Raw genomic sequence first — 26357 nt, forward strand, 5'->3', positions numbered from 1 at the left:
GGGAAACCACAAATGAAATTAGCAAAGCGAGTAGCTGCTTTAACACCGTCTTCAACTTTAGAAATTACAGCAAAGGCACAAGCATTGAAAGCTGAAGGCCATGATGTAATTGGATTAGGAGCAGGAGAACCTGATTTTAATACGCCAGAGCATATTATGGATGCTGCACATAAAGCAATGTTAGAAGGACATACGAAATATACACCAACTGGTGGATTAGCAACATTAAAACAAGAAATTGCGAAGAAATTTACTCGTGATCAAGGATTAGCGTATGATCCAACTGAGATTATCGTATGTAATGGAGCAAAACATGCACTTTATACACTATTTCAAGTGCTACTTGACGAAGGGGACGAAGTTATCATTCCGACTCCTTATTGGGTAAGTTATCCAGAACAAGTAAAGCTTGCTGGTGGTAAGCCAGTTTATGTAGAAGGACTAGAAGACAATCAGTACAAAATTAAGCCAGAGCAGCTACGTGAGKCAATTACAGAGAAGACGAAAGCTGTTATTATAAATTCACCGAGCAATCCGACAGGGATGATTTACAGCAAAGAAGAATTACAGCAGCTTGGAGAAGTATGTTTAGAGCACGACATTTTAATTGTTTCTGATGAGATTTATGAGAAATTGGTTTATGGCGGCGTGGAATATACTTCAATTGCCCAGCTTTCTAATGCATTAAAAGAACAAACACTTATTATTAATGGTGTATCTAAATCGCATTCCATGACAGGATGGCGTATTGGCTATGCAGCAGGAAATAAGCAGCTTATTAAAGCGATGACGAACTTAGCAAGTCATAGTACGTCAAACCCTACTTCAATCGCTCAATACGGCGCAATTGCTGCGTATGCTGGGTCGCAAGAGCCTGTGGAAATGATGCGTCAAGCATTCGAAGAACGATTAAACATTATTTATGATAAATTAATTCAAATTCCTGGTTTCACTTGTATTAAACCACAAGGTGCATTTTATTTATTCCCGAACGTAAAAGAGGCTGTAGCGTTAGCTGGATATGAAACCGTTGATGAGTGGGCAAAAGCATTGTTAGAAGAAGAAAAAGTAGCTCTTGTTCCAGGAACAGGGTTCGGTGCACCAAACAATGTTCGTTTATCCTATGCGACATCTCTTGAACAATTAGAGAAAGCGTTAGAGCGAATTAATACGTTTATGAGAAGTAAAGTACAGGCTTAAAAGGCTAATTACTTTCATTTTTACCACATAAGTTACTTTGAACAAATGAAGATGACCTCCCTATCTATAGGGAGGTTTTTTGACGAATTGTGGTAAAAGAAAATTATAACAGGTGTGTTATACTAGAAAGCGAGGTGTATGGTCATGAAGAAAAAAATGATGTTACAATGGTTTGAACAAGGCAGCGTCGCAATTCCAAAATTGCTTATGATGCATTATAAAAAATTAGGCTTAAATGAGATGGAATTTATGGTTGTACTCCATGTGCATACTTTTCTAGAATCGGGTAATTCTTTTCCAACTCCTTCAGAGATTGCAGAACGAATGACAATAACAGAAATGAAATGTATGGAAATCATTCAAGCGTTAATTCAAAAAGGCTTTTTAGCATTAGAAGGTAGTCAAAAATCTCAAGCTATGATGTGCGAAAGTTATTCGTTGCAACCACTTTGGGAAAAAATCTTACATTTTTTAATGAATGAAACAATAGAAGAAGAAAAAGAAGAACAAAAGAAACTTCAAGTGAATTTATATACAATTTTTGAACGGGAATTTGGGAGACCATTATCGCCTTTTGAATGTGAAACATTAGCGATGTGGCAAGATCAGGATCAACATCATCCGAATTTAATTCAAGCAGCTCTTCGAGAATCTGTAATGAGTGGGAAACTTAATTTTCGATATATTGACCGTATTCTCTTTGAGTGGAAAAAGAATGGAATTAAGACAGTTGATCAAGCGCAAGATCAAGGGCGGAAATTTAGAGCGAATCAACAACGCTCGCAGCAAGTAACGAAACAAGAGACCAAATATACGGGGAAAGTGCCTTTTTATAATTGGTTGGAGCAGTGATATAGGAGGAAAGGTATGTTAAACAAGACACAAATTCGTTATTGTTTAGATACAATGGCAGAAATGTATCCAGAAGCACATTGTGAATTAAATCATGATAATCCATTTGAACTTGTAATTGCAGTTGCATTATCTGCACAATGTACAGATGTCCTTGTAAATAAAGTAACGAAAAGTTTATTTCAAAAGTATAAGACACCTGAAGATTATTTAAATGTGTCCTTAGAAGAGTTGCAACAAGATATTCGTTCAATTGGATTGTACCGGAACAAAGCGAAAAATATTCAAAAGTTATGCCGAATGTTGCTTGAAGACTATAATGGAGAGGTACCACAGGATCGGGATGAACTAACAAAACTACCAGGGGTTGGTAGAAAAACTGCAAATGTAGTTGTTTCTGTAGCATTTGGTATCCCAGCTATTGCTGTTGATACACATGTGGAACGTGTAAGTAAACGCTTGGCTATTTGCCGTTGGAAAGATTCCGTTCTAGAGGTAGAGAAAACATTAATGAAGAAAGTGCCAATGGAAGAGTGGGGAGTTACGCATCACCGAATGATTTTCTTTGGACGTTATCATTGCAAAGCACAGYGGCCGCAATGTGAAGAATGCCGGCTACTAGAAGTGTGTCGTGAAGGTAAGAAGCGAATGAAGGGGAAATAAAAAGATGGAACAAGTTGTACAAGTACCGGATGAGTTTCAATGTAATCCTTTTTTTGAAGGGGAGATAGATAAGATTATATATCATACAGATGAATCGTTTGTGCAATTGCTAGAAAGCCATTATTTCTTATTTGATATAGGAAAACAATATGAGCCATGGAATGAAATAGAAATGGGAATYCCAGCTGTATTAGATATATGGAAAGACAAAAAAGAGGATATATCGATATTTTTTCAGGATCGAAAGCGAAATGAAGCAAAAAGGCCAATGATTCACTTTGCAGCTCATTTATTATCGAGTTTATATTGGTTAAACGGAAAACCAGTGTCAGGGTTAAAGGATATTAAAAACAAGATTGATGAGCTACAAATAAAACCGATTAACTTTATGGAACGTTATTCATTTATTACAAAGCAACCAAATCACTATCATTCCTATATTCAATTGGCACAGTTGTATGTAGAAATAGAAAAGCTGTATGCAAAAAAAATAATACAAAAAAAGAAGTCACCATCTCGTTAGAGAAAGGTGACTTCTTCTTTGTATTATTGTGTTGGATTAACCACTTCACCTGTTGGTTTATCAGGTTTTGGTTTATCAGGTTTTGGTTTATCAGGTTTTGGTTCATCAGGTTTTGGTTCATCAGGTTTTGGTTCATCAGGTTTTGGTTCATCAGGTTTTGGGTCATTAGGTTTTGGGTCATTAGGTTTTGGGTCATTAGGTTTTGGTTCATTAGGTTTTGGTTCATCAGGTTTTGGTTCATCAGGTTTTGGTTTTTTAGCTTCGTCTTCAGCTTTTTTCTGTGCATCTTGTTGCTTTTTAGCCTCATCCTCAGCTTTTTTCTGTGCATCTTGTTGTTTTTTAGCCTCGTCTTCGGCCTTTTTCTTAGCCTCGTCTTCAGCCTTTTTCTTAGCTTCTGCGTTCTCGCCAGGGACAGTGAAAGATACGCCAGCTGCATCGCTTGTACCTGTTCCCTTTTTCGCTACTACTGAGAAGCTGTAAGTTACACCTGGTTTCACTCCGCCAAGTGAAGCGCTTGTACCGCTCACGGATAGGCCACCGCTAGAACCGTCGCTTGCTTTATAGCTTGCAGYGTAAGCCTCAGCATCTGAAGGACCAGACCAGCTTAGCGAAATTGTATTAGAAGCTGCATCATAAGATGGCGTTACTCCAGTGGGTGGGTCTACTTTGATTTCCTTGACAGCATCCTTTTTCGCACCTTTTACATAAAGTTCGTCATTTAAACGCTGTACAGAAGCAGGTTGTTCAAAGCGAGATGTATCTGTAGCAAACTTACTCATCATTTCTTTGAATATTTGCTGTGCAATTCGGACTGAAGGTGATTTATCTGCAATATAGTTTTCTTCAGAATCTTTTTCATATCCTGTCCATACTGACATCGTATATTGCGGTGAATAACCTGCAAACCAGCTATCTCTGTTGGCGCTTTCTGGAATGTTATATTTTTTTAATGCATCTGCATCATAGTTCTGTGTTCCTGTTTTACCAGCAACATCAATTCCTGATACATAAGCAGTTGGACCTGTACCACCAGAACCTGGTTTTACAACATCACGAAGAACATCCGTAATCATATATGCTGTGTATTCTTTCATTGCTCGTATTTCTTTTGGTTTCAAGTTTTTTTCTTTTCCATCAGGAAAGACAACTTTTGTTACGAAATGTGGCTTGTTATAATTTCCTTCGTTACCAAAAGCGGCATATGCACCAGCTACTTGTAATGGAGAAGCGCTGTTACTACCAATTGCTGTTGATTCATATACTGGCTTTTGGAAAGTCATTCCAAGCCCTTCGGCAAATGCTTGTGATTTGTCTAACCCAACTGCTTGTGCTGTTTTTAAAGCAGGGATGTTTAATGATTTTTTCAATGCTTCACGTAAAGATACATCACCTTTATAGCTGTTTGTAGCATTTCGGATTTTCTTTCCGTTAGAATACGTATATTCTGAGTCATTTAATTGATGGTATGTAGACCATTGCATATATTCAATAGCAGGACCATAGTCAAAAATTGGTTTCATAGTCGAACCTACTTGGCGCTGCATATCAACGGCCATATTATGTCCTTTAAATGCCGTTTTATTTTCTTTACGGCCCGCACCAATTGCACGAACTTCACCAGACTGTGTATCCATGAATACGAAAGAACCTTGGAAACGATCGTTTGGATAGTTAATAATATCTCCATCTAGTAATTGTTCAGCGTATTCTTGTGCCTTTGTATCAATTGTCGTATAAATCTGTAATCCGTCAGATCCAATATTTACATCGGGCATTTCTTTTTCGATTTCTTTTACGACTGCGTCTAAAAAGGCTTGATAAGGCATTTCGGTTACATCTTTAGATGGAAGAAGTCCTTCTGTTACAGGGATTTTTATCGCTTCATCCATTTCTTGCTTTGAAATAAAGCCATGTCGATTCATTAACGTTAATACAACGTTACGACGTTTTGTTGCTCGATCGATATTTTCTTTCTTTGTTGGATCATAAATGTTTGGACCTTGAGGTAATCCAGCAAGCATCGCTGCTTCGTGTAATTTTAAATCTTTTAAGTCTTTCCCATAATAGTTTTTCGCTGCTGTTGCAACCCCGTAGGAGCGATTACCAAGGTTGATTTTGTTTAAGTACATTTCTAAAATTTCATGTTTGGAATATTGTTGCTCCAATTTATAAGCTAAATACCATTCCTGTACTTTACGTTTTGATGTTTTTTCCATCGTTAGAAAATAGTTTTTAATTACCTGTTGGGTAATTGTACTACCACCTTGAGAACCAAAACCGCCTGTGACATTTTCAAGGATTGCCTTTCCAGTACGCTTAACGTCGATTCCGTTATGTTGATAGAAGCGAGCATCTTCTGTCGCTAGGAATGCGCTTTCTACTACTTTCGGAACTTGATCGTAAGTAATATTCGTTCGCTTTTCGGCACCATATTCATAAAAGAAATTCTTGTCTTTATCATAAAATTTAGTTGATAGCGGATTGACAAGTTTTGCTTTATTTAGCTTTGGAGCATCTTGTACCATTACAAAAAAGGCGGAAACTCCAGCTATAAGACCAACAAYGCCAAGAAGTAGGCAACCAATTAAAAATTTCTTGAAAAAGGAACCTTTTTTCTTTGGTTTCTCCGGTTTGTTTGTTTCTTGTTTTTGATGTTGTGCATGTTTTCGTTCTGTACGAGAACGATAATTTTCTGACATTATACTTTCTCCTACCTTTCATTTTCTCCCCAAAAGTCGAAAAAAGAGCCTTATTGTTGACTCTATCACGAAAAATAAGCCATGTCTAGTACACGAATATAATCAATTCGAGGATGATAACCGCATGATAACAAGTATCCGTGCTCTTCGATTTCCTGTTTCGTAATCGATTTGCGTCCACCAGCATCTTGGCGATTCCAAAATGAAACGACATGTTTTGCATCAAGTAAATAAAACTCGTCATAAAGTGTAAATTTAATAATAACAAATGCAATTCCGTTATGAGCTATTACTTGTTCCATATGCTTAATTTGATGAAGATGGAAATTTTGCAGCGGAAAACTTGTTTTATTTTTTGTTTCTTTCGCTTCGAAGTCAATGTATTTCCCCTTGTATACACCGTTGTAGTCTGTTGTAGAAGGCTGTTTAAAATAAGCTTCTTTCACAACCGCAGCACTTCGAGCGGGGTAATCCACTTTTACAATTTGAAGAGGAGTGGGTTTTTTATGTACGCATGCAATATTATGGGTTAAATAATATTGATTTGTTTCATTTAGTTCCTCTTCCAGAGACATACCTCTATTGCTATAAGTATGTTTTTTAGATTGTGTTTTTTGGGGTTGTAACGCTTGATTATACCTTTTTCCGTTTGGATAACGAATGGTCATAGTTTGTCCACTCCAACTTACCTAGAATTACTTACAAAGGTGATTATATCAAAAAAAACAAAAAAGATGCGATTTTTTTCAAGAGAGATGTGGTGATTCCTGTATGCATATGCAGAATGAGTATGAGAAAATAAATAGAGAGCGCAGTGGACTTTCTTGTACAATAGAAGAGAAGCAATTAATAGCGTATATGAAACAACAGACGGCTCTAGCAAATATAGATAATATTTCACGCACACAGGCTTATCAAGAATATTACTTGAGAAATAAAGAAATCCGGTGGTCATTTTTGGCGAGTATGGTTTCGAGAAATTCTGGGTGGAATATGACAGATTTAGCAGGGGAATATTATCCGAATATTTTATCTGAAAGAATGAGGAAGCAACTGTTCCTTACTTATGAAAGTGCAAATTGGCTTATTTTTTCAGATGCATACCCACAATTGTTGTTATACGAGTACAGTAAGAAAATGAATAAACCAATTTTTCACTTATTACAGTTTTTTAACGTATCTATTTTTATGGAGAAGGAATGGAATGATTTTTGGAATAAAAGAGACCTCACGCGTCTTATTACAGCACTTATTATTAATGAACAAAATAGGATTCAAAAACCGATTATTGAACACCCATATTTTCAAAAGCACGTATTCCAAACTTTACTGTTTAAATTTCAAGAGCTCTTTCATTTTAGTGCTGTAATTTTTCCGACTACAAAAGGGCAACTATATGGTTTTTCGGTTTATCAATTTGAAACAGTACAAAAACGCATAGAACTCGGAAAGAAATTAGCTTGGTTATTATTTCATCCTAAATATGAAACGTTATTTTACGATTTTTCCTTGCGAACGTTTCCTACAGGATCAAGAATGGATTACGAGCGGTACTTTATAATTCCAAAAGAAAAAGATACACCGCAGTTAAGAGATGCTTTCTCAATTGTTTTACATCACCATAACGTAACGAAAGATTGGTTCCATAAAAAAATGGATATTGAGGCATTGTTTTTCTTTCAGGAACTGAAAGAAGAAGTTAATATTACAGAATGGTTTTTACAAAAACAACAACAAATACATCTTTTTTCTTCATTGAATAGCTTTTTTAAAAGGAACAATGACTTCATGATATAATAAGAAAAGTCCCGCTCTCTGACAGGGAGTCGGGACGAATGGATTACATAAATCGATTCAAGTTTTTATACAGTTTCAATAGGGCATTATAATTCCAATTGAAATGTAGGGAAAATTGAGGAAGCTAGGTAAGAGAAATAGACCCGCCGATTAAAGTTTTACTTTATGTAGCAGGAAAGTTCGGACCATCTAGCTTCGGATTTCCAGTTTCAGGTTTATTTTGCTGTGTGTTTTGTTTTTTCTTCTTCTCATTTTTATTTTTAGCCATGGTAAACACCTCCCTTTTGTATTGTTACCACTTCTATAAAACTCATACAAACCGATTTCTTTGCCGAATATCAACTAGTTTTGTCAGTCGTGCAGGAGTGGTAAGTGAACCGTCGAAATAACATGACAAAGGAAAAGCAAAGAAGGAGGCGTTTTATAAATGGCGATGGTTCAGAAGGAAAATGTAATGAAAAAAATGGATCAAATGTTAAGTGCTCTTGATTTGCTGGAAATGAATGTTTCACTTAGAGTTAATCATTCTTTAAAAGATAAGCGTGAAGATATATGTAATCGAGGAGAAATAACAGAAATGCACATTCAACATATGGAGGATAAATTATTACATCACGAAGAAAAAGGAAGTTGGCTTCAAACGTTTCAAAACGTCATAGTAAGTGCATAAGAGGGTGGAAATAAATTGGATTATGGAAAATTAATGCAGTCTTCAATAAAATTAATACAGTACAATGATGAAACGATTATAAAAAAAAGAGAAGAGAAAGAGTTTGATTTTTATCAAGATATGAAGCCTTTTGTGGATATGGTTGATCAGGAGTTAGAAGTGTGGAAAGAATTAGCTTATCAATGGATAAAACATGAAAAGCCTAAGTATATACATGTGCAACAAATTGACCAAGTGTATGAGAATTTACAAAATAATGCACTGCAATGTTTTGTAAATAAGGGAAAAGGTAAGCGGTTTTATGAAACACATCAGGCGATTTTATATACGTTGCAGAATATAGTAGAACAATATAAGTGACAAGAGGGGAAACCCTCTTGTTTTTATGATTCTACAGTTGTATGTGTGGGTTTCGCCCCATTTATTTCTAATTCACGTATTAATACTCGGTATTCTGAGATGCAGATTTTTCCTTCTAAATAGTGATGTCTAGCAAAATCAAGTAACTCATTCATATCCTCTGTAGAGTACCCCTTTTTTTGAGCGAAAGCTTGTTTTAAATCCCCTAATATCATGTTGATTCCTCCCCAATGAGAATCTTCTTCTTCATTATCATAACATGAAAAGGCTTACTTTCTTATTTTTTTAAAAATTTAAACTTCCGACAAAAACAGACATTTATAAGGTTACACATTTTATTTTATAGGTACATATTCTATATGTAGAAACTTAGTTAGAGGGGGGAAATACATGTTTCAACAGCAGAATGCCTATTCGCAGCCAAATGCATATACACAGCCAAATGCATATATACAACCTAATGCTTATCAATATAATGAGGATACATATTTACGTTATAATATGTATCCATTCGCTCCTTATTACGGAAATCAAATGGATTATTATCAGCCATTTGAGGTATCTTTTATGAATCAGCAACCACAGGCTCATATGAATCAACAACCTTATGTACCGCAGCAACCACAGGCTCATATGAATCAACAATCCTATGTACCGCAGCAACCACAATCCTTTATGAATCAGCCATCAATGTTTTACCCACCGAAACAGCCTTTTCAACCATATCCAACGATGAATAAACAAAAGCAACAACAGCAGCCAAGTCAATTTTCTAGTTTCGTATCTCAATTTAAGACGTCAGATGGTAACTATGATGTGAATAAAATGATGAATACAGCAGGCCAAATGATGAATGCGATGAATCAAGTCACTGGGATTGTAAAACAAGTTGGAGGCTTTTTTGCTAAAGGATGATAGTTGTGTGTCCAAGTCATGGTATGTAAACAGCTGTCATATAGACAAATTTCCATTAAACAAATGGGTATATATAACAAGCGGCTTTTACTCCTTTCTCATATTGTAAAGTGTAGTCAGATTTTTTATGAGAGAGGAGAGAAAAAACTATGTATCATTGTCATCCTTGTTTTGGAGGGCATAAACCTGTAGGACCTATTTGCACAACACCTCCTGTCGTTCATCCAACAAAACAATGTGTAACGAACACTTTTTCCACAACGGTGGTCCCACATATTCACCCAACTCATACAACACATGTTCATCATCAGCAAGTTAAAAGTCAACATTTCTTCCCGCAAACAGTTTCAAATGTGAATGTTGTAGAACCTGTTGCTCCAGGATTCGGCGGACCTGGAGTTGGCGGATTCGGCGGACCTGGAGTTGGCGGATTCGGCGGACCTGGAGTTGGCGGATTCGGCGGACCTGGAGTTGGCGGATTCGGCGGACCTGGAGTTGGCGGATTCGGCGGGCCTGGAGTTGGCGGATTCGGCGGGCCTGGAGTTGGCGGATTCGGCGGGCCTGGAGTTGGCGGATTCGGTGGACCTGGAGTTGGCGGATTCGGCGGAGCTTGTGGCCATGGCCCGCAAGTATCTCCATTCGGACCAGGACCAAATGTAGGACCAAACGTCGGTGGAATGTTTAAAAAGTAAATGTTATGTTAGAACTAGCAAATTGCTAGTTCTTTTCTTTTGAAAAAAATGGAGTGTTGATATGAAAGTTGTAGCTGTAACAGGATATAAACCATTTGAACTTGGGATTTTTAAAAATGATCATCCGGGTGTTTCTTGTATAAAAAAAGCAGTACGTCGTAAATTACTTGCTTTTGTAGAGGAGGGGTTAGAGTGGGTCATTATAAGTGGACAATTAGGTGTAGAACTATGGGCTGCTGAAGTGGTTTTTGAAATGCAGTTAGAATATCCTGATTTAAAACTTGCCGTGTTTACCCCTTTTTTAGAACAAGAAGAAAGTTGGAAGGAAGGGAATCGAGAATATTATGAATCTATTCTCGCACAAGCAGACCATGTTGATAGTATTACGAAAAGAAAATATGAAAGTCCTGAGCAATTTCGGTTGAAAAATCAATTTTTCATTGAAAAAAGTGAAGCTTTGTTGGCTGTATACGATGAAGAGAAGCCGGGAAGCCCCAAATATATTGTGGAAGCAGCAAAGAAAAAAGGTGAAATAGAAAATTATCACAGTTATTTCATTCTTTTTTCTGATTTACAAGATATAATAGAAGAGGAACAGTGGAATAATGCAGAGTAATATGTAATATAGCTCATGTATATAGGATTGACAAAAGACATTGTTTCTGAAAAAATTTAGTTAATGAAAGTTTTGGTAAAAATTTGAGGTGAAGAAAATGATTTCGGATAAAATTAAATTAACAGCGAAAGATATTTTGGAAAAAGAATTTAAAACAGGTATGAGAGGTTACCAACAAGAAGAAGTAGATAAGTTTCTTGATATGATTATTAAGGATTATGAGGCATTTCATAAGGAACTTGAGCAATTACAGCAACAAAATGTTCGTTTGAAACGTGAATTAGAAGAGCAAAAAGTAGCGGCAGTGCAAGTACCGCAACAACCAGCTCCAACACCGGTTGCACAACCTGTATACAACAATACGAACACGGATATTTTAAAGCGTTTATCTAATCTGGAAAAAGCTGTATTTGGAAGTAAGTTATACGAGTAATCTAGGGATAGAAAAAGATTAAAGCATTTTACATATAAAAAAGCATTGCAAAATCTTTTTGTTTCCACTATACTAATGTTTGTCATAACGTTTGGGTAATCGCTGCAACGCCAACGTTGTAGAGGAAAGTCCATGCTCGCACGACCTGAGATGGTTGTAGTGTTCGTGCCTAGCCAATTCATAAGCTAGGGTATTCTGGCCGAGAGGCTGGTTTAACGGCAGGGAAAAAACCTAAGTCCTTTTGGATATGGTTTGACTACCTTTAAAGTGCCACAGTGACGAAGTCCTTGAAGAAATGATAGGAGTGGAACGAGGTAAACCCCACGAGCGAGAAACCCAAATAATGGTAGGGGAATCTTTTCCAAGGAAATGAACGATGGAAAAGGACAGGTTCGAGTAACCTGTAGATAGATGATTACCACCGGAGTACGAGGCGTGGGCCGTTTGCAGTACAAAGGAACAGAACATGGCTTACAGAACGTTATGAACCAATTATGGAATGACTCAGCTCTCCTTTGTAAGAGGAGGGCTTTTTATTTGTATGAAGTTATAACTTGTGAGTTAAAATGGTAAATAAGAAAATACTTCGTAATATTTAATAATTAATAGAAGGAAAAGCTATTAATTATTGTTTGATTATACATAAGAGGTGAATGCAAATGGGAAAAGTTACTTTAATTGCAACAGCAGCAATGGGAATTGAAGCTTTAGTTGCAAGAGAAGTTCGCGATCTTGGTTATGAATGCCAAGTAGAAAACGGAAAAGTAACGTTTGAAGCGGATGCAAAAGCGATTTGTCGCACTAATTTATGGTTACGCACTGCAGATCGTGTAAAAATTAAAGTTGGTGAATTTAAAGCAACAACATTCGATGAATTGTTTGAAAAAACAAAAGCATTGAACTGGGGAGATTACATTCCAGAAAATGGAGAGTTCCCTGTAATTGGGAAGTCTCTAAAATCAACATTATTTAGTGTTTCAGATTGTCAACGTATTGTGAAAAAGGCTGTTGTTGAGAAATTAAAGACAACATATAGACGTACAACTTGGTTTGAAGAAGATGGTCCTTTATTCCGTATCGAGATTGCGATGCTAAAAGATATTGCAACATTGACAATTGACGCGAGTGGCGTTGGTCTTCATAAACGTGGATACCGCGTTGACCAGGGGGAAGCGCCTTTGAAAGAAACATTAGCGGCATCTCTAATTAAACTTACAAATTGGAAGCCAGATCGTCCGTTTGTTGATCCGTTTTGTGGATCTGGAACAATTCCGATTGAGGCAGCTTTAATTGGTCAAAATATTGCTCCTGGTTTTAACCGTGGGTTTGCATCAGATGCATGGGGTTGGATTGGGAAAGAAAATTGGCGTGAGGCTCGTCAAGAAGTAGAAGATTTAGCGAATTATGATCAACCATTGCAAATTATTGGATCAGATATCGACCACCGTATGATAAGAGTTGCACAGGAGAATGCCGATGAAGTTGGACTGGGTGACTTAATTTCATTTAAACAAATGCAAGTAAAAGATTTTACAACAAAAGAGGAATATGGCTATGTTGTAACGAATCCTCCATACGGAGAACGTTTAAGTGAAAAAGCGCTTGTTGAAAAATTATATAAAGAAATGGGAGAAGTATTCCGCCCATTAGATACGTGGTCACTGTATTTATTAACGAGCTATGAAGCGTTTGAAAAATGTTATGGAAAAGATGCATCGAAAAAGCGTAAACTATTTAACGGTTTTATTCGTACAGACTATTACCAGTACTTTGGTAAACGCCCACCTCGTAATTCATAGTATAAAACCTCTTTGACGCGCATATACTGGCTATTATGTAATGTGCAAAAGGAGGAATAAATATGGATGGTTTCCAATTGTCAATGATTCAAAAGGCCATTCATCGTACGTATGATGAGCTTGGAAAAGAAATTAATCTTCAGGGTGTAGTTGCAGATGAAATACAGAAAGCACAGGAAGAATATTTATCTGCATTATCATACGAGACATTGATTGATAAGCGTTACTTAAAGTCATTAATAGAGTGAAAAATTTTCCTTTATATAAAGGGAAATTTTTTTCGCTCATTTCTATGTATTGCAACAGGGGAAAGCAACTRCTATTTAGATATAGCAGTTGCTATATCTTTTTATAGAAAAACTTTTTGGTTGGAGGCTAAGGATGTTTACTGAGAAGAGATTACCATTTGAAGTAGGGAAACAAGATAATTTTTATGATAAGTTGAATGAGTGGATTGGAGATGTGTTTTACGATATCCTCCCAGAAAAAGGTTTTGAAGAACGCGATGAACAAATTTTTATGGCATTCCAATTAGAACGAGCGTTTCAAGAGAAGAAAGTTATGTTCGCAGAGGCGGGTGTAGGAACGGGAAAAACGATTGTGTATCTTTTATATGCAATTTGTTATGCGCGTTATACAGGAAAGCCAGCTATTATTGCTTGTGCAGACGAAACGCTAATCGAGCAGCTTGTGAAAGAAGAAGGGGACATTGCGAAATTATCAGAAGCATTAGGGTTATCTGTTGATGTACGTCTAGCGAAATCAATGGATAATTATTTATGTTTACGTAAACTTGAAGATGTAATGAGTGGACGAGCTCCAGAAGTAATTGAAGATCTATATTATGAATTACCTCAGTTTGTGTTTGATCATGGAACAATGCAAAACTTTACGCATTACGGTGATCGAAAAGAGTTTCCATTATTAAATGACGAAGAATGGTCAAAGGTATCTTGGGATTATTTCCAAGACTGCTTCACATGTGATTCTCGTCACCGTTGTGGTCAAACGCTCTCTCGTGAACATTACCGTAAAGCAGCAGATTTAATTATTTGCTCTCAAGATTTCTATATGGATCATATTTGGACATATGATGCTCGTAAACGCGAAGGGCAAATGCCGCTTTTACCAGAAAGCAGTTGCGTTGTTTTTGATGAAGGACACCTTGTGGAATACGCAGCGCAAAAAGCACTGACGTATCGATTAAAGCAAACGATGATGGAGCAACTCTTAACAAGATTATTACAAAATGATATTCGAGAAGAGTTTGCTCATTTAGTAGAAGAGACAATTTGGCAAACAGAGCGTTTCTTTGATGTATTAAGAGAAAGTAAAAAAGAAATTGCTGGATCAGATCGTTTAAAAATTACAGTAACAGAAAAAGTGATTACAGAAGCGAAACGACTTTATGCAAAAATTGCTGAAGTTGGTGATGCTCTTGTATTTGAAAGTGAAATGCATACAGTAAACACTTATGATTTAAATATCGTTGATGAGCATTTAGATGTACTGGAACATTCACTTCGTCTCTTTATGCATGAGAAAAATGTAATTACATGGGGAGAAGAAGGTGATGGTGCCTTTACGTTAGTTATTATGCCACGTGCGGTAGAAGAAGTACTACAGGAGAAAGTATTCTCGAAAAAGATTCCGTATATCTTCTCTTCTGCTACATTATCTGAAAATGATTCATTCGCATTTACAGCAAATAGTTTAGGGGTAAAAGATTATTTATCATTCTCAGTAGCTTCTCCATTTGATTATGAAGAGCAAATGAAAGTATACTTACCATCGTATAACCAGGAAAATGAATGGGAACGAAAATGTCAGTATACGCTTGAGAACATTCAAAAAACAAATGGGCGTACGCTTGTATTATTCCGCACAACACAAGAACTTGCGGCGTTCAAAGAATATGTGAATAAAGAACAAATGTCTGTTCCGTTCTTATATGAAGGAGATCAAGAGATTAGTCAGCTTGTTTCCCGCTTCCAAAATGAACAAGAGACTGTGCTTTGCGCTGTCCATTTATGGGAAGGTTTAGATATTCCGGGTTCTTCACTATCACATGTCATTATTTGGTCGCTACCATTCCCTCCAAACGATCCTGTGTTTGAAGCGAAACGTAAGCATGTTAATGATCCGTTTTGGGATGTAGATGTACCATATATGATTTTACGTCTTCGTCAAGGAATTGGACGTTTAATTCGTACGAGCGAAGATAAAGGTGCTATTTCGTTATTCTTATCAGAGAATGAAAATGAAAAGGTTATTGAGGCTGTAAAGAAAGTACTTCCAGTAGAAGGTAAGGTGTTGTAAAAGCTTAGCGTTTGCTAAGCTTTTTCTTTCTATATGGAAAGGACTTTATATCTTTATGTCGAAATATAGGTGAGGTAGAAAAAGGAGGCAATAAAATATGACAATCGCTACATATGAAGTAGAAAAAGAGTTTTTAGCACACGTGAAAAAGATAAATAATTATGGGGAAGCATTAAGCCTAATATTTTGGGATTTACGTACAGGAGCACCGAAACAAGGTGTGGATCAACGCTCTGAGGTAATAGGAATGCTTTCATCAGAGGTATTTTCATTATCAACTTCTGATGAGATGGAAAGATATTTAAAAGAATTAGAACAGCTAATAGTAGATAATAAAATTTCCGAAACAACAAAGAAAATTGTAGAAGAGTGCCGCAAAGCGTATGATCGAAATAAAAAAATTCCACAGGCCGAGTATGAAGAGTTTGTTAAATTGCAAGCAAAATCAGAAAGTGTTTGGGGAGAAGCACGTGAAAAATCTGATTTTGAAATGTTCCGACCATACTTAGAAAAAATTGTTGAATATAAGAAAAAATTTATTACATATTGGGGTTATGAAACTTATAAGTATAATACGCTTTTAGATATGTATGAGCCAGGTATGACAGTAGAAGTGTTAGATCATGTATTTGGACAACTACGTGAGCGTATTGTTCCACTTGTAAAAGATATTGGTGAATCAAATAAAGAATTAAAAACAAATGTCTTATTTGAACATTTTTCAAAAGAACAACAAAAGAATTTTACTTTAGAGTTACTAAAGCAATTAAATTATAATTTCGAGGCTGGCCGTCTTGATGAAACGATACATCCTTTTGAAATTACATTAAATAGAGGGGATGTTCGCATTACAACTCGTTATGATGAGAATGACTTCCGCATGGCAGTTTTCGGAACAATTCATGAATGTGGACATGCTGTATATGAGCAAAATATTTCAGAAGAATTAGAAGGAACACCGCTGTGCAGTGGTACATCGATGGGAATTCATGAATCGCAATCGCTATTCTTTGAAAACTTTATTGGACGTAATAAATCGTTCTGGAAGAAAAATTATGATACATTGAAACAATTTAGTGATGGGCAATTTGAAAACGTATCTGTAAATGAATTCTATGATGCGATTAATGAATCAAAGCCTTCCTTTATACGTATTGAGGCAGATGAACTTACATATCCGCTTCACGTTATGGTTCGTTATGAACTGGAGAAAGAATTATTTGATGGAACATTAGAAGTAAAAGACTTGCCGGCAGCATGGAATGACAAGATGGAGAGTTATTTAGGTATCCGTCCAGAAACGGATGCACAGGGTGTGCTACAAGATGTACATTGGTCAGATGGATCTTTTGGATATTTTCCATCTTATGCACTTGGTTATATGTATGCAGCGCAATTTAAACATAAGATGTTAGAGGAAATTCCAAACTTCGATGCATTGCTAGAAGAAGGAAATGTGACACCAATTCGTGAATGGTTAACAAGAAATATTCACCAATATGGTAAAACGAAAAAACCATTACAAATATTAGAGGATGTAACAGGTGAAGGGTTAAATGCAAATTATTTAGCGGATTATTTAGAAGCGAAATATAAAGAGATTTATGAGTTATAAAAAGGAGTTGCTTTAATGCAGCTCCTTTTTATAAATTAACATTTTACTGTATATGTGCGTTGCTTAAGGAGGAAGAGAAGTGAATTATACTTTTGAAGTGATGACACAAGAGCAAGCAGAAGAAATTGCGTTTAAATGGCACTATGAGGATAAGTATTCTTTTTATGATATGGAAGCCGATCAAGAAGATTTAGTGGAGTTTTTAGATCCTAAAATACGCGGAGAAATGACTTTTGCTGTTAGTGAGAATAATAGGCTTGTTGGATTTTTTAGTTTTAACAAAGTAGATATACATACAGTGGATATTGGACTTGGAATGAAACCAAACCTGACTGGAAATGGATTAGGTTTGGTATTTATAAAGGCAAGTCTGGTTTTTTGTGAAAAAAAAGATCAACCTAAGTATATAACGTTATCAGTGCAACATTTAATCAAAGAGCAATTAATGTTTATAAGAAAGCAGATTTTGAAGCAGTTGGAACTTTTATTCAAGAGACAAATGGAAGTCGCTTTGAATTTTTAAAAATGATGTATGTGACTTTATGTCCATCAAGATAAAATAGTTTTGAAACGATTTGCTTAGTAGTGATTTATATTTTTTATGGATTCTATCGTATATAAAAGTACATTTTTTTTGGAATTTAGGGAGGGATATGGAAGTGGTTTGTTTTGATAATTTTGATTTTAATAACTTTTGGGATGACAGCGAATATGCAAGAGATGAATATATTTCTGAATATCCTACAGATGAAATGATTTCTAAACTAGAAAATGAATTAGGGTATAAGCTACCTGAATCTTATATTTGGTTAATGAAGAAGCATAATGGGGGAATTCCAATAAACGATTGTTTTCCTACAGATATTCCTACAAGTTGGGCAGAGGATCATGTTGCTATAACTGGTATTTATGGTATTGGATATAAAAAAAGTTCTTCATTAGGTGGAGAATTTGGTAGTGAATTTTGGATTGAAGAATGGGGATATCCTGAAATAGAACTCGTCTGTTAGCTGTCGTTCGCTTATAACATTCAAGAGTCGCCAAAAGAAAAAACATCAAAATTATGGCATGAAAACCAAGTGTCAAACTGAAAAAAAGACTGAAAGACCATACGAATTTCATATCAACCGTAGGGACTACGGGGGTAGCCTTCTAAATAACTAGCGGTTACGCTGGTGTTCGTAGGAATCCCACACTTCAAGCGTAGCTAAGTGGGGGTAGTTCAATTCATGTTACTTCTAATTTATCCAGATTTTTAATACGCTAATGTATGAGAGGGATTTGAAAGGGGCGTAAAGTATGAATAAACTAATATTTAAACAATTTGCGATGACAAGAAGTTATTTTATTAAAAACGTAGAATCATTTTCGAAGGAAATAACAAATGTACAGCCAGACGGTTTTAACAATACGATCCAATGGCATATTGGCCATGTATTAACGGTTACTGAACAGTTTATGCTCGGCTTTCCACATAAAACGACGCATCTTTCTACAAATTATATCGAATTATTTGGAAACGGTACAAAGCCGGCTGATTGGAAGGGAGATGTACCCACTGTAGATAAACTCATTATAGAGTTGAAAGATCAATTAGTTCGTCTTCAACAAATTCCTGCTGAACAGTTAAATGAAACGCTGGAAAAACCATTTATGGGTTTTGAAACTTTTGGAGAATTAGCCGGCCTTACATTAATGCATGAAGCAAATCATTTGGGGCAAATTCAAGCGATGAAGCGCATTATTGAACACGCGGGAATAAAGAACTAACAAAATCCCAAAAAATAATTTGATGACTTTCAAAAGGAGTTATTCTCAGATGAGATAGCTCCTTTTGATTTTGCAAAAACACTTATATGATTCTTTTTGTATGAATTTTAGGTATAAATTCATCTTAGATTGATAGTAAGGTTCTGGTGCAAATATATGAAGAAGAACATGGATATTAGAAAGTTTTACAGACGACAAAAGAAACTATTAATAGGAGTATAAACCTATGAAGATATTCATGATATGTTTAGGGTTGATAGGTGCGTGTTGTTTAGGGGTAGTAAAACACCGTAGGTCAGGTACTACAGATGATATACCACTCTTAGTAATCGGTATGATACTTATGATGGTATTCTTAGTTTATGTAGGAATGACAGATTAGAAGTAGGAAACTACTGTAGCTTTTAAATAAAGTTGTACYGTTTTAAAKAAAGTWATACCGTTTRCAAAAAAGTTRCATYGTTTTATTCCTTTTCGATTAAAGAATTCTAARTGAGTKTTAATCAAACTTTTTTATAAAAATTGTATAATGCTTCACAAAGTAGTAATCCGTTTTGATCAATCTTTTTTCAAAATGGATTACTTTTGTCTCTTATCAAATAAGGATTTATAAAACATTTCTGATTAAACTTTATTCCAAACCAATAATAGGAGGCGTGTCTATGAAAAATCATATAAAAGTGAATGGACAGATTCGTCAAACAAATAAAAAATGGTCACATCTTAGACAACAACAAAAAGAACGCATTTCTAATTGGCTTCGTAGGGAGTATACAAAATTTGTACAGGTAAATCATAGAAGACCTAAAAAATATGAGCATGATGTGATTCTTGGGGAAGAATGTGTTTCTTAACTTGATAGCGATGTGGCGAGCCCCCTTTATAAATAAAATTTGGATATAAACGTTGAATTTTAAAATTAACCCCTTTGTTTTATATTTATTTTCCAGAATGCCCCTCATTCCTTGAATCGTTTCCGTACCCCTTAAAGGCTTGCTTGCAATGCGAATATCTAGGGATAGAAAAAAATGTTAAAAGGGTTCAGATTTTTTGTTACCGCTTACATATTGTGATACTATTAAATTGTAATAATAAATTATCATGATAATTTATTATTACAATTTAGTACAGGAAGTATAGGAGTAATGAAGGATGAAGAACGAAACATTATTACAGCAATACTATCCGTTCGTTACATTTCTTTCGAAGGTAATGGGAAGAAATTGTGAAGTCGTATTGCACGATTTATCAAGGCCGGAAAGTTCTGTCATTGCTATTGAGAACGGGCATATAACTGGTCGTAAGATCGGGGACGCACCTACAAACTTAATGTTAAAGGTACTTCAAGAAAAAACATATTTAACGCGTGATTTTATCGCTAATTACAAAGCAGTAAATAAGGATGGAAAGGTCTTTCGCTCCTCTAGCTTTTTCATTAAGAATGATAAGAAAGAGTTAGTGGGGATTCTATGTGTAAATGCTGATGTGGCACATTATGCAAAGATAAAAGAGATGATGGATCAGTTTTTATCATTTTCTGATGAGATGGTTAATCTTGAAGCTAAACAAGCGGAAGAAGAGACACTTGCATTTGAGCAATTGCATGGAAAAGTGGAAGATGTTCTATCTACAATTATTATTCAAACGATGGAAACATTTGACGTGCCTCCGGAGAGGCTGTCAGCGAAAGAAAAGATGAATGTTGTACGTGATTTACATGACCAAGGAACATTTCTATTAAAAGGTGGAGTATGTGAGGTGGCGAAAATTTTAAAAACATCTGAGCCAACTATATACCGTTATTTACAGAAGATTAAAGATGAAAACAATTAATTTTTGCGAAAACTTATTCATCATTTCACATGATGGGTAGTTGAAAGATAGGGGGAAATTTGTGAACAAGAATAGTATATTACGTGTGTTAGAGAAAGAATTAGTCGTTGCTTTAGGGTGTACAGAGCCAGTGTCGATTGCGTTAGCCGCAGCTACTGCAAGAGATTATATGAAGGGCGACGTACAGTCAATTGAAGTACTTGCAAGTATAAATGTCATTAAAAATGCAATGGCGGTTGGTATACCAGGAATGAAGGCTACTGGAATTGACTTTGTTGCTGCTTTAGGGGTGTTAGCAGGAGATAGCAAAAAAGATTTAGAAGTGTTAGCTGGAATCTCAGAGGAAGATGAAGAACAAGCAATCTCTTTAGTAGAAGCGGGGAAAGTGTCTGTAGAATTAGCAGATACGTCTAAAAAGCTATACATTGAAGTGAAGTTTACGACAGACGAGGGATATGCAAGGGCTATTATTCAGGATAATCACACATTTATCGCATTAGTAGAAGCGAATGGGAAGCTTGTTTATAAGAATGGATGTGGAAATACACACTTTGCCACTTCTGAAGAAGAACGTGATGAACTAACAATTCCAGAAATATATGAATTTGTTACGACTGTAGATGTAAAGGAATTGGTACTTGTAAAAAAGAGTATTGAACTGAATCGTAATGTGGCATTAGATGGTTTGTCGAATGAATATGGCTTACAAGTTGGAAAAACATTAAAGGAAAATGTATTGAAAGGAATTTTATCAGATGATTTAACAACTCATGCGATGGCATTAGCAGCTGCTGGTTCAGATGCACGTATGGCCGGTTCGACAATGCCAGTAATGGCTAACTCAGGAAGTGGTAATCAAGGGATTGCCGTAACGATGCCTGTAGTAGCCGCAGGTGAGAAATTAAATGCTTCGGAAGAAGATCTAATTCGTGCTGTTACGTTAAGTCATTTATTAGCGATTTACATTAAAAATCAGTTTGGACGTTTGTCTGCACTTTGTGGTGTAACAGTTGCTGGTGCAAGTGCATCGGCTGCTATTACGTATTTATTAGGTGGAGATATTGAAAAGATAAAGTATGCAATCCAAAATACACTTGGAAATGTGACAGGGATGATTTGTGACGGAGCAAAAGCAGGATGTGCGATGAAGGTAGCAACTTGTTCAAGTGCAGCTGTACAATCTGCACTGTTAGCCTCACAAGGAATGTGTATCTCTGCTACAGATGGATTTATCGAAGCAGATGTTGATAAAACAATTGAGAACTTTTGCCGATTAGGAAATGAAGGTTCATCGAATATGGATAAGATCATGCTAGAGATGATGATTAATAAAAGAAAATAGTAGTGATGTATCTCAATAATATAGTAGAACAAGATCACCGGTTTATTAAAAGGAGAGTTCGCTCTATGTTAGGATTCAAGTCATTTAAAACAGCAATTTCTATATTGAGTGGTGTTGAAGCTAGGCATATGATGAAAAAAGGACAACTTGTTTTACTGGACAAGTCTGTCCAAAATCAAAAACAATTTATTCATAAATTGTTTAGTTTAGCTTCATAAGCTAAAAATGTAGAGGAAATTGCTACTCTATGTTTCTAACTAACATTTTTGCACCAGAACCAATAAATCTTATTCAGCTAAAGGATGCTTTACTTGAGAAAGTCACTAGAAGAGTTGAATGATAACTAAGGGAATTGACTATTTTAAACTGAAATTAGTTCAACCTTGAAGAATAGTAGTGTGAATATTCATTCTGTATAAGGTGAGGGCAGAATTCTTTTCATATTTATGATGAAATAAAAGTGAAATTATAAATTCTGAATGGGTAATAATATTATAAAAGTTTCGGAGGGGAAAACGGTGAAAGGGAATAAAAAGGAGATACACATAAACGACAAAGTGATTCGTTATACACATATAGAGAAAGGTTCCAAAACGATTTGCTTTATGTTTTCAGGTTCAGGCTACAATTATGATAAACCTTTGTTTTATTATTCGACGATGGTAATGCTCCAAAACAAAATCGATGTTGTACATATCCATTACTCCTATGATGAACAAATAATGAAAAATAATATAGAAGAAATAACTAAAATAATGATGGATGATATTAATCCTGTAATTTTTGAAGTGTTAAAAAATGGGCAATACAACAATTCGATGTTTTTAGGAAAATCACTCGGAACAATCCCAATTGCGAATGACTTAATGAAGAGAGAGGAATACTTACAGTCAAAAATGATATTACTTACCCCTCTAATGACGTTTGATGCGATTTTAGACTCAATCTTGAATAGTCATCAGGAAGGGTTTTTAGTTATAGGGGACAAAGATCACCAATACAATTCAAATCAAATTGACCAATTAAGTAAAATGAATTTAAAGATTGATGTTGTCAAAAATGCAAACCATTCTTTAAATGTTGGGGAATTTGAAACAGCAAATTCTATTTTAGCTTTATCAAGGGTAATGGAAAAACTCCAAGAAACCGTTAGGACAAATTAGTGATAAACTGATATTATCAAAAGCTCACCAATTTGGGTGCTAATTTAATTGCTAAAATAAATACAAAATAGGTGTTAATTGCACCTATTTTTAAATGGTTATATTGTAAATAATTATATAGCAAAGCAAGAACATAAAAGAGTCGATTCCTTAGCGTATAGGTAATCGGTTTTTTGTTAATCGTGAGGTAGATATTTTTAGCTAAAAAACTAATAATGGAAATATAATACAGCTTATGACTCGTTTTTTCACGTATCTTGGCTGAACCCCATGCCCATCAAGCTAAAAAAGAAAAACACCCCATTGCTATCAAGCTAAGAAAGACAAATACTCCAAAATGAGAGAATTGACATCTCTAGGTAAAAATGTACAATTTTTTTTGTTTTGGGGATAATTTAAAACTTTAGATTGATGGGCATGGGGCAATACCCTAGTAGTGAAATATATTGGTTTGGGAAGTTTCCAGAAGGGTACGAATTAAATGGCCTTACACCAAAACAATATTCACTAGAACTTTTATTAGATGAATTTAAACAAGAGCCAGATGAAGTTTATTTAGTTCAAGTAGAACCAAATGGTTATTATGCTTGTAGCTGAGAAGAATACATTTTTAAAACAGATAAAGGAATATACTTATTAAGCCTGCAGGTGCAGGATTAAATAGCTATTCTCGAAATAAAGCAGAGGGGATATCCCCTCTGCTTTTCACTTACCATAATTTAAACCCTTTTGAACCGGGCGGAGCATTTTGAATCATATCGATAAACGGAATAGTATAAGCAAATAGAATGAGTAGAGCTGTAATACCAATCCAAAGCTTCCAATTATCAAAAATCATCGGTGTACGTTCAGATGCATCGGCTACTTCACCGATTGGAAACTCTGTTTGTCCTTTTGGGGCAAAGAAGACAAGATCTAAGTAAATAATGATAGCAATTACAATTCCTACAAATAAAATGGCTCCTCCGACTGCTTGAGCAATTTGATATGGAATCCATTCAAGTGCTTGCTGTGAATTTCCATATGTAGAAAAAGCAGAACGCCGAGGTGCTCCGAGTAACCCGGCAAAGTGCATACCAGCAGACATAAAGAACATACCGATAGCCCACACGCAAGTTTGAATCATGGCAAGCCGGTTCATTTCCTTTGTCATGACGCGTCCTGTTAGATGTGGAATTAACCAATAGGCGATTCCGAAAAATGTTAATACAACAGATGTTGCTAATGTTAAGTGGAAATGCCCAGTTATCCATACAGTATTATGAACGACCTGGTTTAGTTGGTTACTTGCATTGACAAGTCCACCAGCACCAGCTGGAATAAACATTAACATACCGACGAATGGAGCGAAAAATCTAGCATCTCCCCATGGGAGCATTCGAAGCCATCCGAATAGTCCAGTAGCTCCTTTTGAACGCCCGAACTGTTCAAAGGTTGCAAATAAAGAGAAGGCGGTCATTAAAGATGGAATGACAACCATAAATGTTAAGACAACTTGTAAGTATTTCCACCCAGGGTCAATACCTGGTTCTGTTAATTGGTGGTGGAATCCTACAGGCATAGAAAATAGTAAAAATAAGATGAATGACAAACGAGCTAGCGAGTCACTGAAAATTTTACCGCCAATAATTTTCGGTATAATGACATACCAAGCCATATAGGCAGGAAGAAGCCAAAAATAAACGAGCGGATGACCGAAGTACCAAAATAGTGTTCGGCTGACCAGGACGTCAATTTTATCAATAAAGCCTAGGCTCCATGGAATAAATTGAATAAGTGCTGCTGCCGCTACACCAAGTGTTGCAACAAGCCATAGTGCCATTGTCACAACAGCCATAAAGCTTAACAGAGGACCTATTTTTCCTTTGTTATGTTTTTTCCATGTACGATACTGAGCAAACATTGCAAATCCGCTGAACCAACTTCCAACAATAACAAGGGTAAGGCCAATGTAAAATCCAGGATGTGCTTTTAATGGAGCATAGAACGTATAGAGTACAGTAGCTTTATTGAGTAGGATAAAAATTGCAGTAATTGTTGTTCCAATTGTCATAAACCAAAAACCAATCCAGCCTGTTTGTCGGGCACCTTTTGAGAGGACACCAGTTGTTTTACTCATACAAGCAAATAAGAAACCGATAATAAAGAACGTTGTTAAGACGAGCCCGAGTAAAACACCGTGTGTTGTTAACACTTGATAATAACCAATACCAGCAGGTAAATTGAATTTTCCTGAACGGACAAGAACTTGTAGTAATCCGCATAACCCACCTAAAAACAGGGCGATAAATGCGATGTGAATATGAGCCATTGCTAATTTTGCATCTCGTTTGCTTATTTTATCCTGCAGTGCAATCATTTGTCGGTCACCTCTACTTTCGCGCTCATCATATGATGGCCAGTACCACAATATTCATTACAGACAATTAAATATTCTCCAGATTTTTGGAAAACTTGTGAAGCGGTACTTACATATCCAGGTTCAATCATCATGTTGACATTTGTCCCTGCGATTTCAAAACCATGTACAACATCTTTTGTCGCAGCGACAAAATCTACTTTTGCCCCTTTTGGTACTTTAATTGTATTTGGTGTGAAAGAAAAAGCTTGTGAGACAATCGTCACTTGATAATGATTTTTTCCAACTTGTTTAACGCCGGGTTGATCAAATGGTGCGGTTGCTTGAACCTTTTCTGGGTCAATTGTTGTTAAACAACTCGGTGGTTTGTTACCCATATAAAAAGCACTAATCCCTAAAACAGCCAAAAATACGAACAATGAGCCGACGCCGAAAATGAGCCAAATTTTTTCGTATTTATGTAAGTGCATATCTCCATCTCCCTTTTCAAAACTATATATTAGAGCCGGTTAACAAAAATTTGATAGACGCTAAACCACGTGAAAATAATGAAAAAACCAATAAAAAAAACAGAGATTAAAGTTCCTTTTAACGAACTTTTTTGAGTGTTTTCAGTTTCTGTCTGATGTAAATTATGTTCCCCCATGATACCCCTCCTTGGATAAATGAAATCTTACATTTTTATAATACAAAAAATTTAGATAATTTTATCGCGTCCGAATGTGCTTTCAAAAAGT

General features: G+C 35.8%; 28 protein-coding genes, 1 other RNA gene and 2 pseudogenes. 26 read left to right on the forward strand and 5 right to left on the reverse strand.

Annotation, left to right across the window (positions count from 1 at the left end; all coding sequences use genetic code 11):
• Nucleotides 1-12 precede the first annotated feature (12 nt).
• From aspB to AC1DIT_RS05565, 4 genes are all read left to right on the forward strand, one after another.
• Nucleotides 13-1200, forward strand: a complete 1188-nt coding sequence (gene aspB, locus AC1DIT_RS05550; protein WP_476998093.1) for an aspartate transaminase AspB — start codon at nt 13-15, stop codon at nt 1198-1200.
• A gap of 144 nt (nt 1201-1344) precedes the next feature.
• Nucleotides 1345-2052, forward strand: coding sequence for a DNA replication protein DnaD (gene dnaD, locus AC1DIT_RS05555; protein WP_016132663.1), 708 nt, complete (start codon nt 1345-1347; stop codon nt 2050-2052).
• A 15-nt stretch (nt 2053-2067) separates the two neighbouring features.
• Nucleotides 2068-2715, forward strand: coding sequence for an endonuclease III (nth, locus tag AC1DIT_RS05560; protein WP_476998094.1), 648 nt, complete (start codon nt 2068-2070; stop codon nt 2713-2715).
• Between the two features lie 4 nt (nt 2716-2719).
• Nucleotides 2720-3238 carry a YpoC family protein gene (locus AC1DIT_RS05565; protein ID WP_006094318.1) on the forward strand — a complete coding sequence of 173 codons (519 nt, stop codon included), beginning with the start codon at nt 2720-2722 and terminating at the stop codon, nt 3236-3238.
• A gap of 23 nt (nt 3239-3261) precedes the next feature.
• On the opposite strand, the gene AC1DIT_RS05570 is transcribed toward AC1DIT_RS05565, so the two are convergent.
• Both AC1DIT_RS05570 and recU read right to left on the reverse strand, forming a co-directional pair.
• Entirely contained in the window at nt 3262-5937 is a 2676-nt protein-coding gene (locus tag AC1DIT_RS05570) for a PBP1A family penicillin-binding protein (RefSeq protein WP_476998095.1), read from the reverse strand.
• A 65-nt stretch (nt 5938-6002) separates the two neighbouring features.
• Nucleotides 6003-6605 (reverse strand): Holliday junction resolvase RecU, encoded by a 603-nt coding sequence (gene recU, locus AC1DIT_RS05575; protein ID WP_016114118.1) that lies wholly within the window; start codon nt 6603-6605, stop codon nt 6003-6005.
• A 103-nt stretch (nt 6606-6708) separates the two neighbouring features.
• Here recU and AC1DIT_RS05580 point away from each other — a divergent pair, with 103 nt between their 5' ends.
• The 3 genes from AC1DIT_RS05580 (at nt 6709) to AC1DIT_RS05590 (ending at nt 8764) form a co-directional block, all read left to right on the forward strand.
• Nucleotides 6709-7734 carry a DUF2515 domain-containing protein gene (locus AC1DIT_RS05580; RefSeq protein ID WP_016114119.1) on the forward strand — a complete coding sequence of 342 codons (1026 nt, stop codon included), beginning with the start codon at nt 6709-6711 and terminating at the stop codon, nt 7732-7734.
• A 427-nt stretch (nt 7735-8161) separates the two neighbouring features.
• Complete coding sequence (locus tag AC1DIT_RS05585) at nt 8162-8404, forward strand: hypothetical protein (protein WP_003206610.1); 243 nt, start codon at nt 8162-8164, stop codon at nt 8402-8404.
• A 33-nt stretch (nt 8405-8437) separates the two neighbouring features.
• On the forward strand, nt 8438-8764 hold the full coding sequence (locus AC1DIT_RS05590; protein ID WP_375337749.1) for a YppE family protein: 327 nt from the start codon (nt 8438-8440) through the stop codon (nt 8762-8764).
• Nucleotides 8765-8787: 23 nt separating this feature from the next.
• On the opposite strand, the gene AC1DIT_RS05595 is transcribed toward AC1DIT_RS05590, so the two are convergent.
• Nucleotides 8788-8979, reverse strand: a complete 192-nt coding sequence (locus tag AC1DIT_RS05595) for a YppF family protein (RefSeq protein ID WP_006094322.1) — start codon at nt 8977-8979, stop codon at nt 8788-8790.
• A gap of 175 nt (nt 8980-9154) precedes the next feature.
• On the opposite strand from AC1DIT_RS05595, the gene AC1DIT_RS05600 reads away from it, so the two are divergent.
• The 19 genes and pseudogenes from AC1DIT_RS05600 (at nt 9155) to AC1DIT_RS05690 (ending at nt 23858) form a co-directional block, all read left to right on the forward strand.
• The gene (locus tag AC1DIT_RS05600) at nt 9155-9679 is read left to right on the forward strand and encodes a YppG family protein (protein WP_016114122.1); all 525 of its coding nucleotides are present in this window, start codon (nt 9155-9157) and stop codon (nt 9677-9679) included.
• A 149-nt stretch (nt 9680-9828) separates the two neighbouring features.
• The gene (locus AC1DIT_RS05605) at nt 9829-10371 is read left to right on the forward strand and encodes a CotD family spore coat protein (RefSeq protein WP_426980612.1); all 543 of its coding nucleotides are present in this window, start codon (nt 9829-9831) and stop codon (nt 10369-10371) included.
• A 61-nt stretch (nt 10372-10432) separates the two neighbouring features.
• Nucleotides 10433-10987, forward strand: coding sequence for an SLOG family protein (locus AC1DIT_RS05610; protein ID WP_016114125.1), 555 nt, complete (start codon nt 10433-10435; stop codon nt 10985-10987).
• 97 nt (nt 10988-11084) lie between these two features.
• Entirely contained in the window at nt 11085-11420 is a 336-nt protein-coding gene (gene gpsB, locus AC1DIT_RS05615; protein WP_016114126.1) for a cell division regulator GpsB, read from the forward strand.
• An 87-nt stretch (nt 11421-11507) separates the two neighbouring features.
• Nucleotides 11508-11899: RNase P RNA component class B (rnpB, locus tag AC1DIT_RS05620), an RNA gene on the forward strand.
• Between the two features lie 180 nt (nt 11900-12079).
• Nucleotides 12080-13219 carry a THUMP domain-containing class I SAM-dependent RNA methyltransferase gene (locus tag AC1DIT_RS05625; protein WP_016114127.1) on the forward strand — a complete coding sequence of 380 codons (1140 nt, stop codon included), beginning with the start codon at nt 12080-12082 and terminating at the stop codon, nt 13217-13219.
• A 62-nt stretch (nt 13220-13281) separates the two neighbouring features.
• Nucleotides 13282-13467, forward strand: a complete 186-nt coding sequence (locus tag AC1DIT_RS05630; RefSeq protein ID WP_003196411.1) for a DUF3921 domain-containing protein — start codon at nt 13282-13284, stop codon at nt 13465-13467.
• Between the two features lie 133 nt (nt 13468-13600).
• The gene (locus AC1DIT_RS05635) at nt 13601-15538 is read left to right on the forward strand and encodes an ATP-dependent DNA helicase (RefSeq protein ID WP_016114128.1); all 1938 of its coding nucleotides are present in this window, start codon (nt 13601-13603) and stop codon (nt 15536-15538) included.
• A 97-nt stretch (nt 15539-15635) separates the two neighbouring features.
• Nucleotides 15636-17153, forward strand: a complete 1518-nt coding sequence (locus tag AC1DIT_RS05640) for a carboxypeptidase M32 (RefSeq protein ID WP_016114129.1) — start codon at nt 15636-15638, stop codon at nt 17151-17153.
• Between the two features lie 79 nt (nt 17154-17232).
• A pseudogene (locus AC1DIT_RS05645) lies at nt 17233-17711 on the forward strand (GNAT family N-acetyltransferase).
• Between the two features lie 101 nt (nt 17712-17812).
• Nucleotides 17813-18163, forward strand: coding sequence for an SMI1/KNR4 family protein (locus AC1DIT_RS05650; RefSeq protein ID WP_016114131.1), 351 nt, complete (start codon nt 17813-17815; stop codon nt 18161-18163).
• Between the two features lie 289 nt (nt 18164-18452).
• Nucleotides 18453-18923 carry a DinB family protein gene (locus AC1DIT_RS05655; protein ID WP_016114132.1) on the forward strand — a complete coding sequence of 157 codons (471 nt, stop codon included), beginning with the start codon at nt 18453-18455 and terminating at the stop codon, nt 18921-18923.
• 226 nt (nt 18924-19149) lie between these two features.
• Nucleotides 19150-19305: a hypothetical protein gene (locus AC1DIT_RS05660; RefSeq protein ID WP_016114133.1), complete on the forward strand. Its 156-nt coding sequence runs from the start codon at nt 19150-19152 to the stop codon at nt 19303-19305.
• 280 nt (nt 19306-19585) lie between these two features.
• Nucleotides 19586-19777 (forward strand): hypothetical protein, encoded by a 192-nt coding sequence (locus tag AC1DIT_RS05665; RefSeq protein WP_016114134.1) that lies wholly within the window; start codon nt 19586-19588, stop codon nt 19775-19777.
• 298 nt (nt 19778-20075) lie between these two features.
• Nucleotides 20076-20756, forward strand: a complete 681-nt coding sequence (locus tag AC1DIT_RS05670; protein ID WP_016114135.1) for a helix-turn-helix transcriptional regulator — start codon at nt 20076-20078, stop codon at nt 20754-20756.
• A gap of 61 nt (nt 20757-20817) precedes the next feature.
• On the forward strand, nt 20818-22098 hold the full coding sequence (locus tag AC1DIT_RS05675) for an L-cysteine desulfidase family protein (protein ID WP_016114136.1): 1281 nt from the start codon (nt 20818-20820) through the stop codon (nt 22096-22098).
• Nucleotides 22099-22100: 2 nt separating this feature from the next.
• Nucleotides 22101-22316, forward strand: a pseudogene (locus AC1DIT_RS05680) (DDE-type integrase/transposase/recombinase); the annotation flags it as partial.
• 300 nt (nt 22317-22616) lie between these two features.
• The gene (locus AC1DIT_RS05685) at nt 22617-23261 is read left to right on the forward strand and encodes a hypothetical protein (RefSeq protein ID WP_016114138.1); all 645 of its coding nucleotides are present in this window, start codon (nt 22617-22619) and stop codon (nt 23259-23261) included.
• 417 nt (nt 23262-23678) lie between these two features.
• Entirely contained in the window at nt 23679-23858 is a 180-nt protein-coding gene (locus AC1DIT_RS05690; RefSeq protein ID WP_229161506.1) for a hypothetical protein, read from the forward strand.
• 112 nt (nt 23859-23970) lie between these two features.
• Here the strand turns inward: AC1DIT_RS05690 and AC1DIT_RS05695 are convergent, their stop codons facing one another.
• Nucleotides 23971-25620 (reverse strand): b(o/a)3-type cytochrome-c oxidase subunit 1, encoded by a 1650-nt coding sequence (locus AC1DIT_RS05695; protein WP_016114140.1) that lies wholly within the window; start codon nt 25618-25620, stop codon nt 23971-23973.
• Nucleotides 25617-26090 (reverse strand): cytochrome c oxidase subunit II, encoded by a 474-nt coding sequence (locus AC1DIT_RS05700; RefSeq protein ID WP_016114141.1) that lies wholly within the window; start codon nt 26088-26090, stop codon nt 25617-25619. Before AC1DIT_RS05700 ends, AC1DIT_RS05695 begins: the two co-directional genes overlap by 4 nt.
• Between the last annotated feature and the right edge of the window lie 267 nt (nt 26091-26357).

The sequence above is a fragment of the Bacillus sp. 05T22 genome (genome assembly GCF_056396765.1).

Excerpts from the sequence above, each read along its gene's own strand:
- dnaD (WP_016132663.1), top strand. The coding sequence starts at position 1,345 with ATGAAGAAAAAAATGATGTTACAATGGTTTGAACAAGGCAGCGTCGCA.
- recU (WP_016114118.1), bottom strand. The coding sequence starts at position 6,605 with ATGACCATTCGTTATCCAAACGGAAAAAGGTATAATCAAGCGTTACAA.
- AC1DIT_RS05580 (WP_016114119.1), top strand. The coding sequence starts at position 6,709 with ATGCATATGCAGAATGAGTATGAGAAAATAAATAGAGAGCGCAGTGGA.
- AC1DIT_RS05585 (WP_003206610.1), top strand. The coding sequence starts at position 8,162 with ATGGCGATGGTTCAGAAGGAAAATGTAATGAAAAAAATGGATCAAATG.
- AC1DIT_RS05590 (WP_375337749.1), top strand. The coding sequence starts at position 8,438 with ATGCAGTCTTCAATAAAATTAATACAGTACAATGATGAAACGATTATA.
- AC1DIT_RS05595 (WP_006094322.1), bottom strand. The coding sequence starts at position 8,979 with ATGATATTAGGGGATTTAAAACAAGCTTTCGCTCAAAAAAAGGGGTAC.
- AC1DIT_RS05600 (WP_016114122.1), top strand. The coding sequence starts at position 9,155 with ATGTTTCAACAGCAGAATGCCTATTCGCAGCCAAATGCATATACACAG.
- AC1DIT_RS05605 (WP_426980612.1), top strand. The coding sequence starts at position 9,829 with ATGTATCATTGTCATCCTTGTTTTGGAGGGCATAAACCTGTAGGACCT.
- AC1DIT_RS05610 (WP_016114125.1), top strand. The coding sequence starts at position 10,433 with ATGAAAGTTGTAGCTGTAACAGGATATAAACCATTTGAACTTGGGATT.
- gpsB (WP_016114126.1), top strand. The coding sequence starts at position 11,085 with ATGATTTCGGATAAAATTAAATTAACAGCGAAAGATATTTTGGAAAAA.
- AC1DIT_RS05625 (WP_016114127.1), top strand. The coding sequence starts at position 12,080 with ATGGGAAAAGTTACTTTAATTGCAACAGCAGCAATGGGAATTGAAGCT.
- AC1DIT_RS05630 (WP_003196411.1), top strand. The coding sequence starts at position 13,282 with ATGGATGGTTTCCAATTGTCAATGATTCAAAAGGCCATTCATCGTACG.
- AC1DIT_RS05635 (WP_016114128.1), top strand. The coding sequence starts at position 13,601 with ATGTTTACTGAGAAGAGATTACCATTTGAAGTAGGGAAACAAGATAAT.
- AC1DIT_RS05640 (WP_016114129.1), top strand. The coding sequence starts at position 15,636 with ATGACAATCGCTACATATGAAGTAGAAAAAGAGTTTTTAGCACACGTG.
- AC1DIT_RS05655 (WP_016114132.1), top strand. The coding sequence starts at position 18,453 with ATGAATAAACTAATATTTAAACAATTTGCGATGACAAGAAGTTATTTT.
- AC1DIT_RS05660 (WP_016114133.1), top strand. The coding sequence starts at position 19,150 with ATGAAGATATTCATGATATGTTTAGGGTTGATAGGTGCGTGTTGTTTA.
- AC1DIT_RS05665 (WP_016114134.1), top strand. The coding sequence starts at position 19,586 with ATGAAAAATCATATAAAAGTGAATGGACAGATTCGTCAAACAAATAAA.
- AC1DIT_RS05670 (WP_016114135.1), top strand. The coding sequence starts at position 20,076 with ATGAAGAACGAAACATTATTACAGCAATACTATCCGTTCGTTACATTT.
- AC1DIT_RS05690 (WP_229161506.1), top strand. The coding sequence starts at position 23,679 with ATGGGGCAATACCCTAGTAGTGAAATATATTGGTTTGGGAAGTTTCCA.
- AC1DIT_RS05695 (WP_016114140.1), bottom strand. The coding sequence starts at position 25,620 with ATGATTGCACTGCAGGATAAAATAAGCAAACGAGATGCAAAATTAGCA.
- AC1DIT_RS05700 (WP_016114141.1), bottom strand. The coding sequence starts at position 26,090 with ATGCACTTACATAAATACGAAAAAATTTGGCTCATTTTCGGCGTCGGC.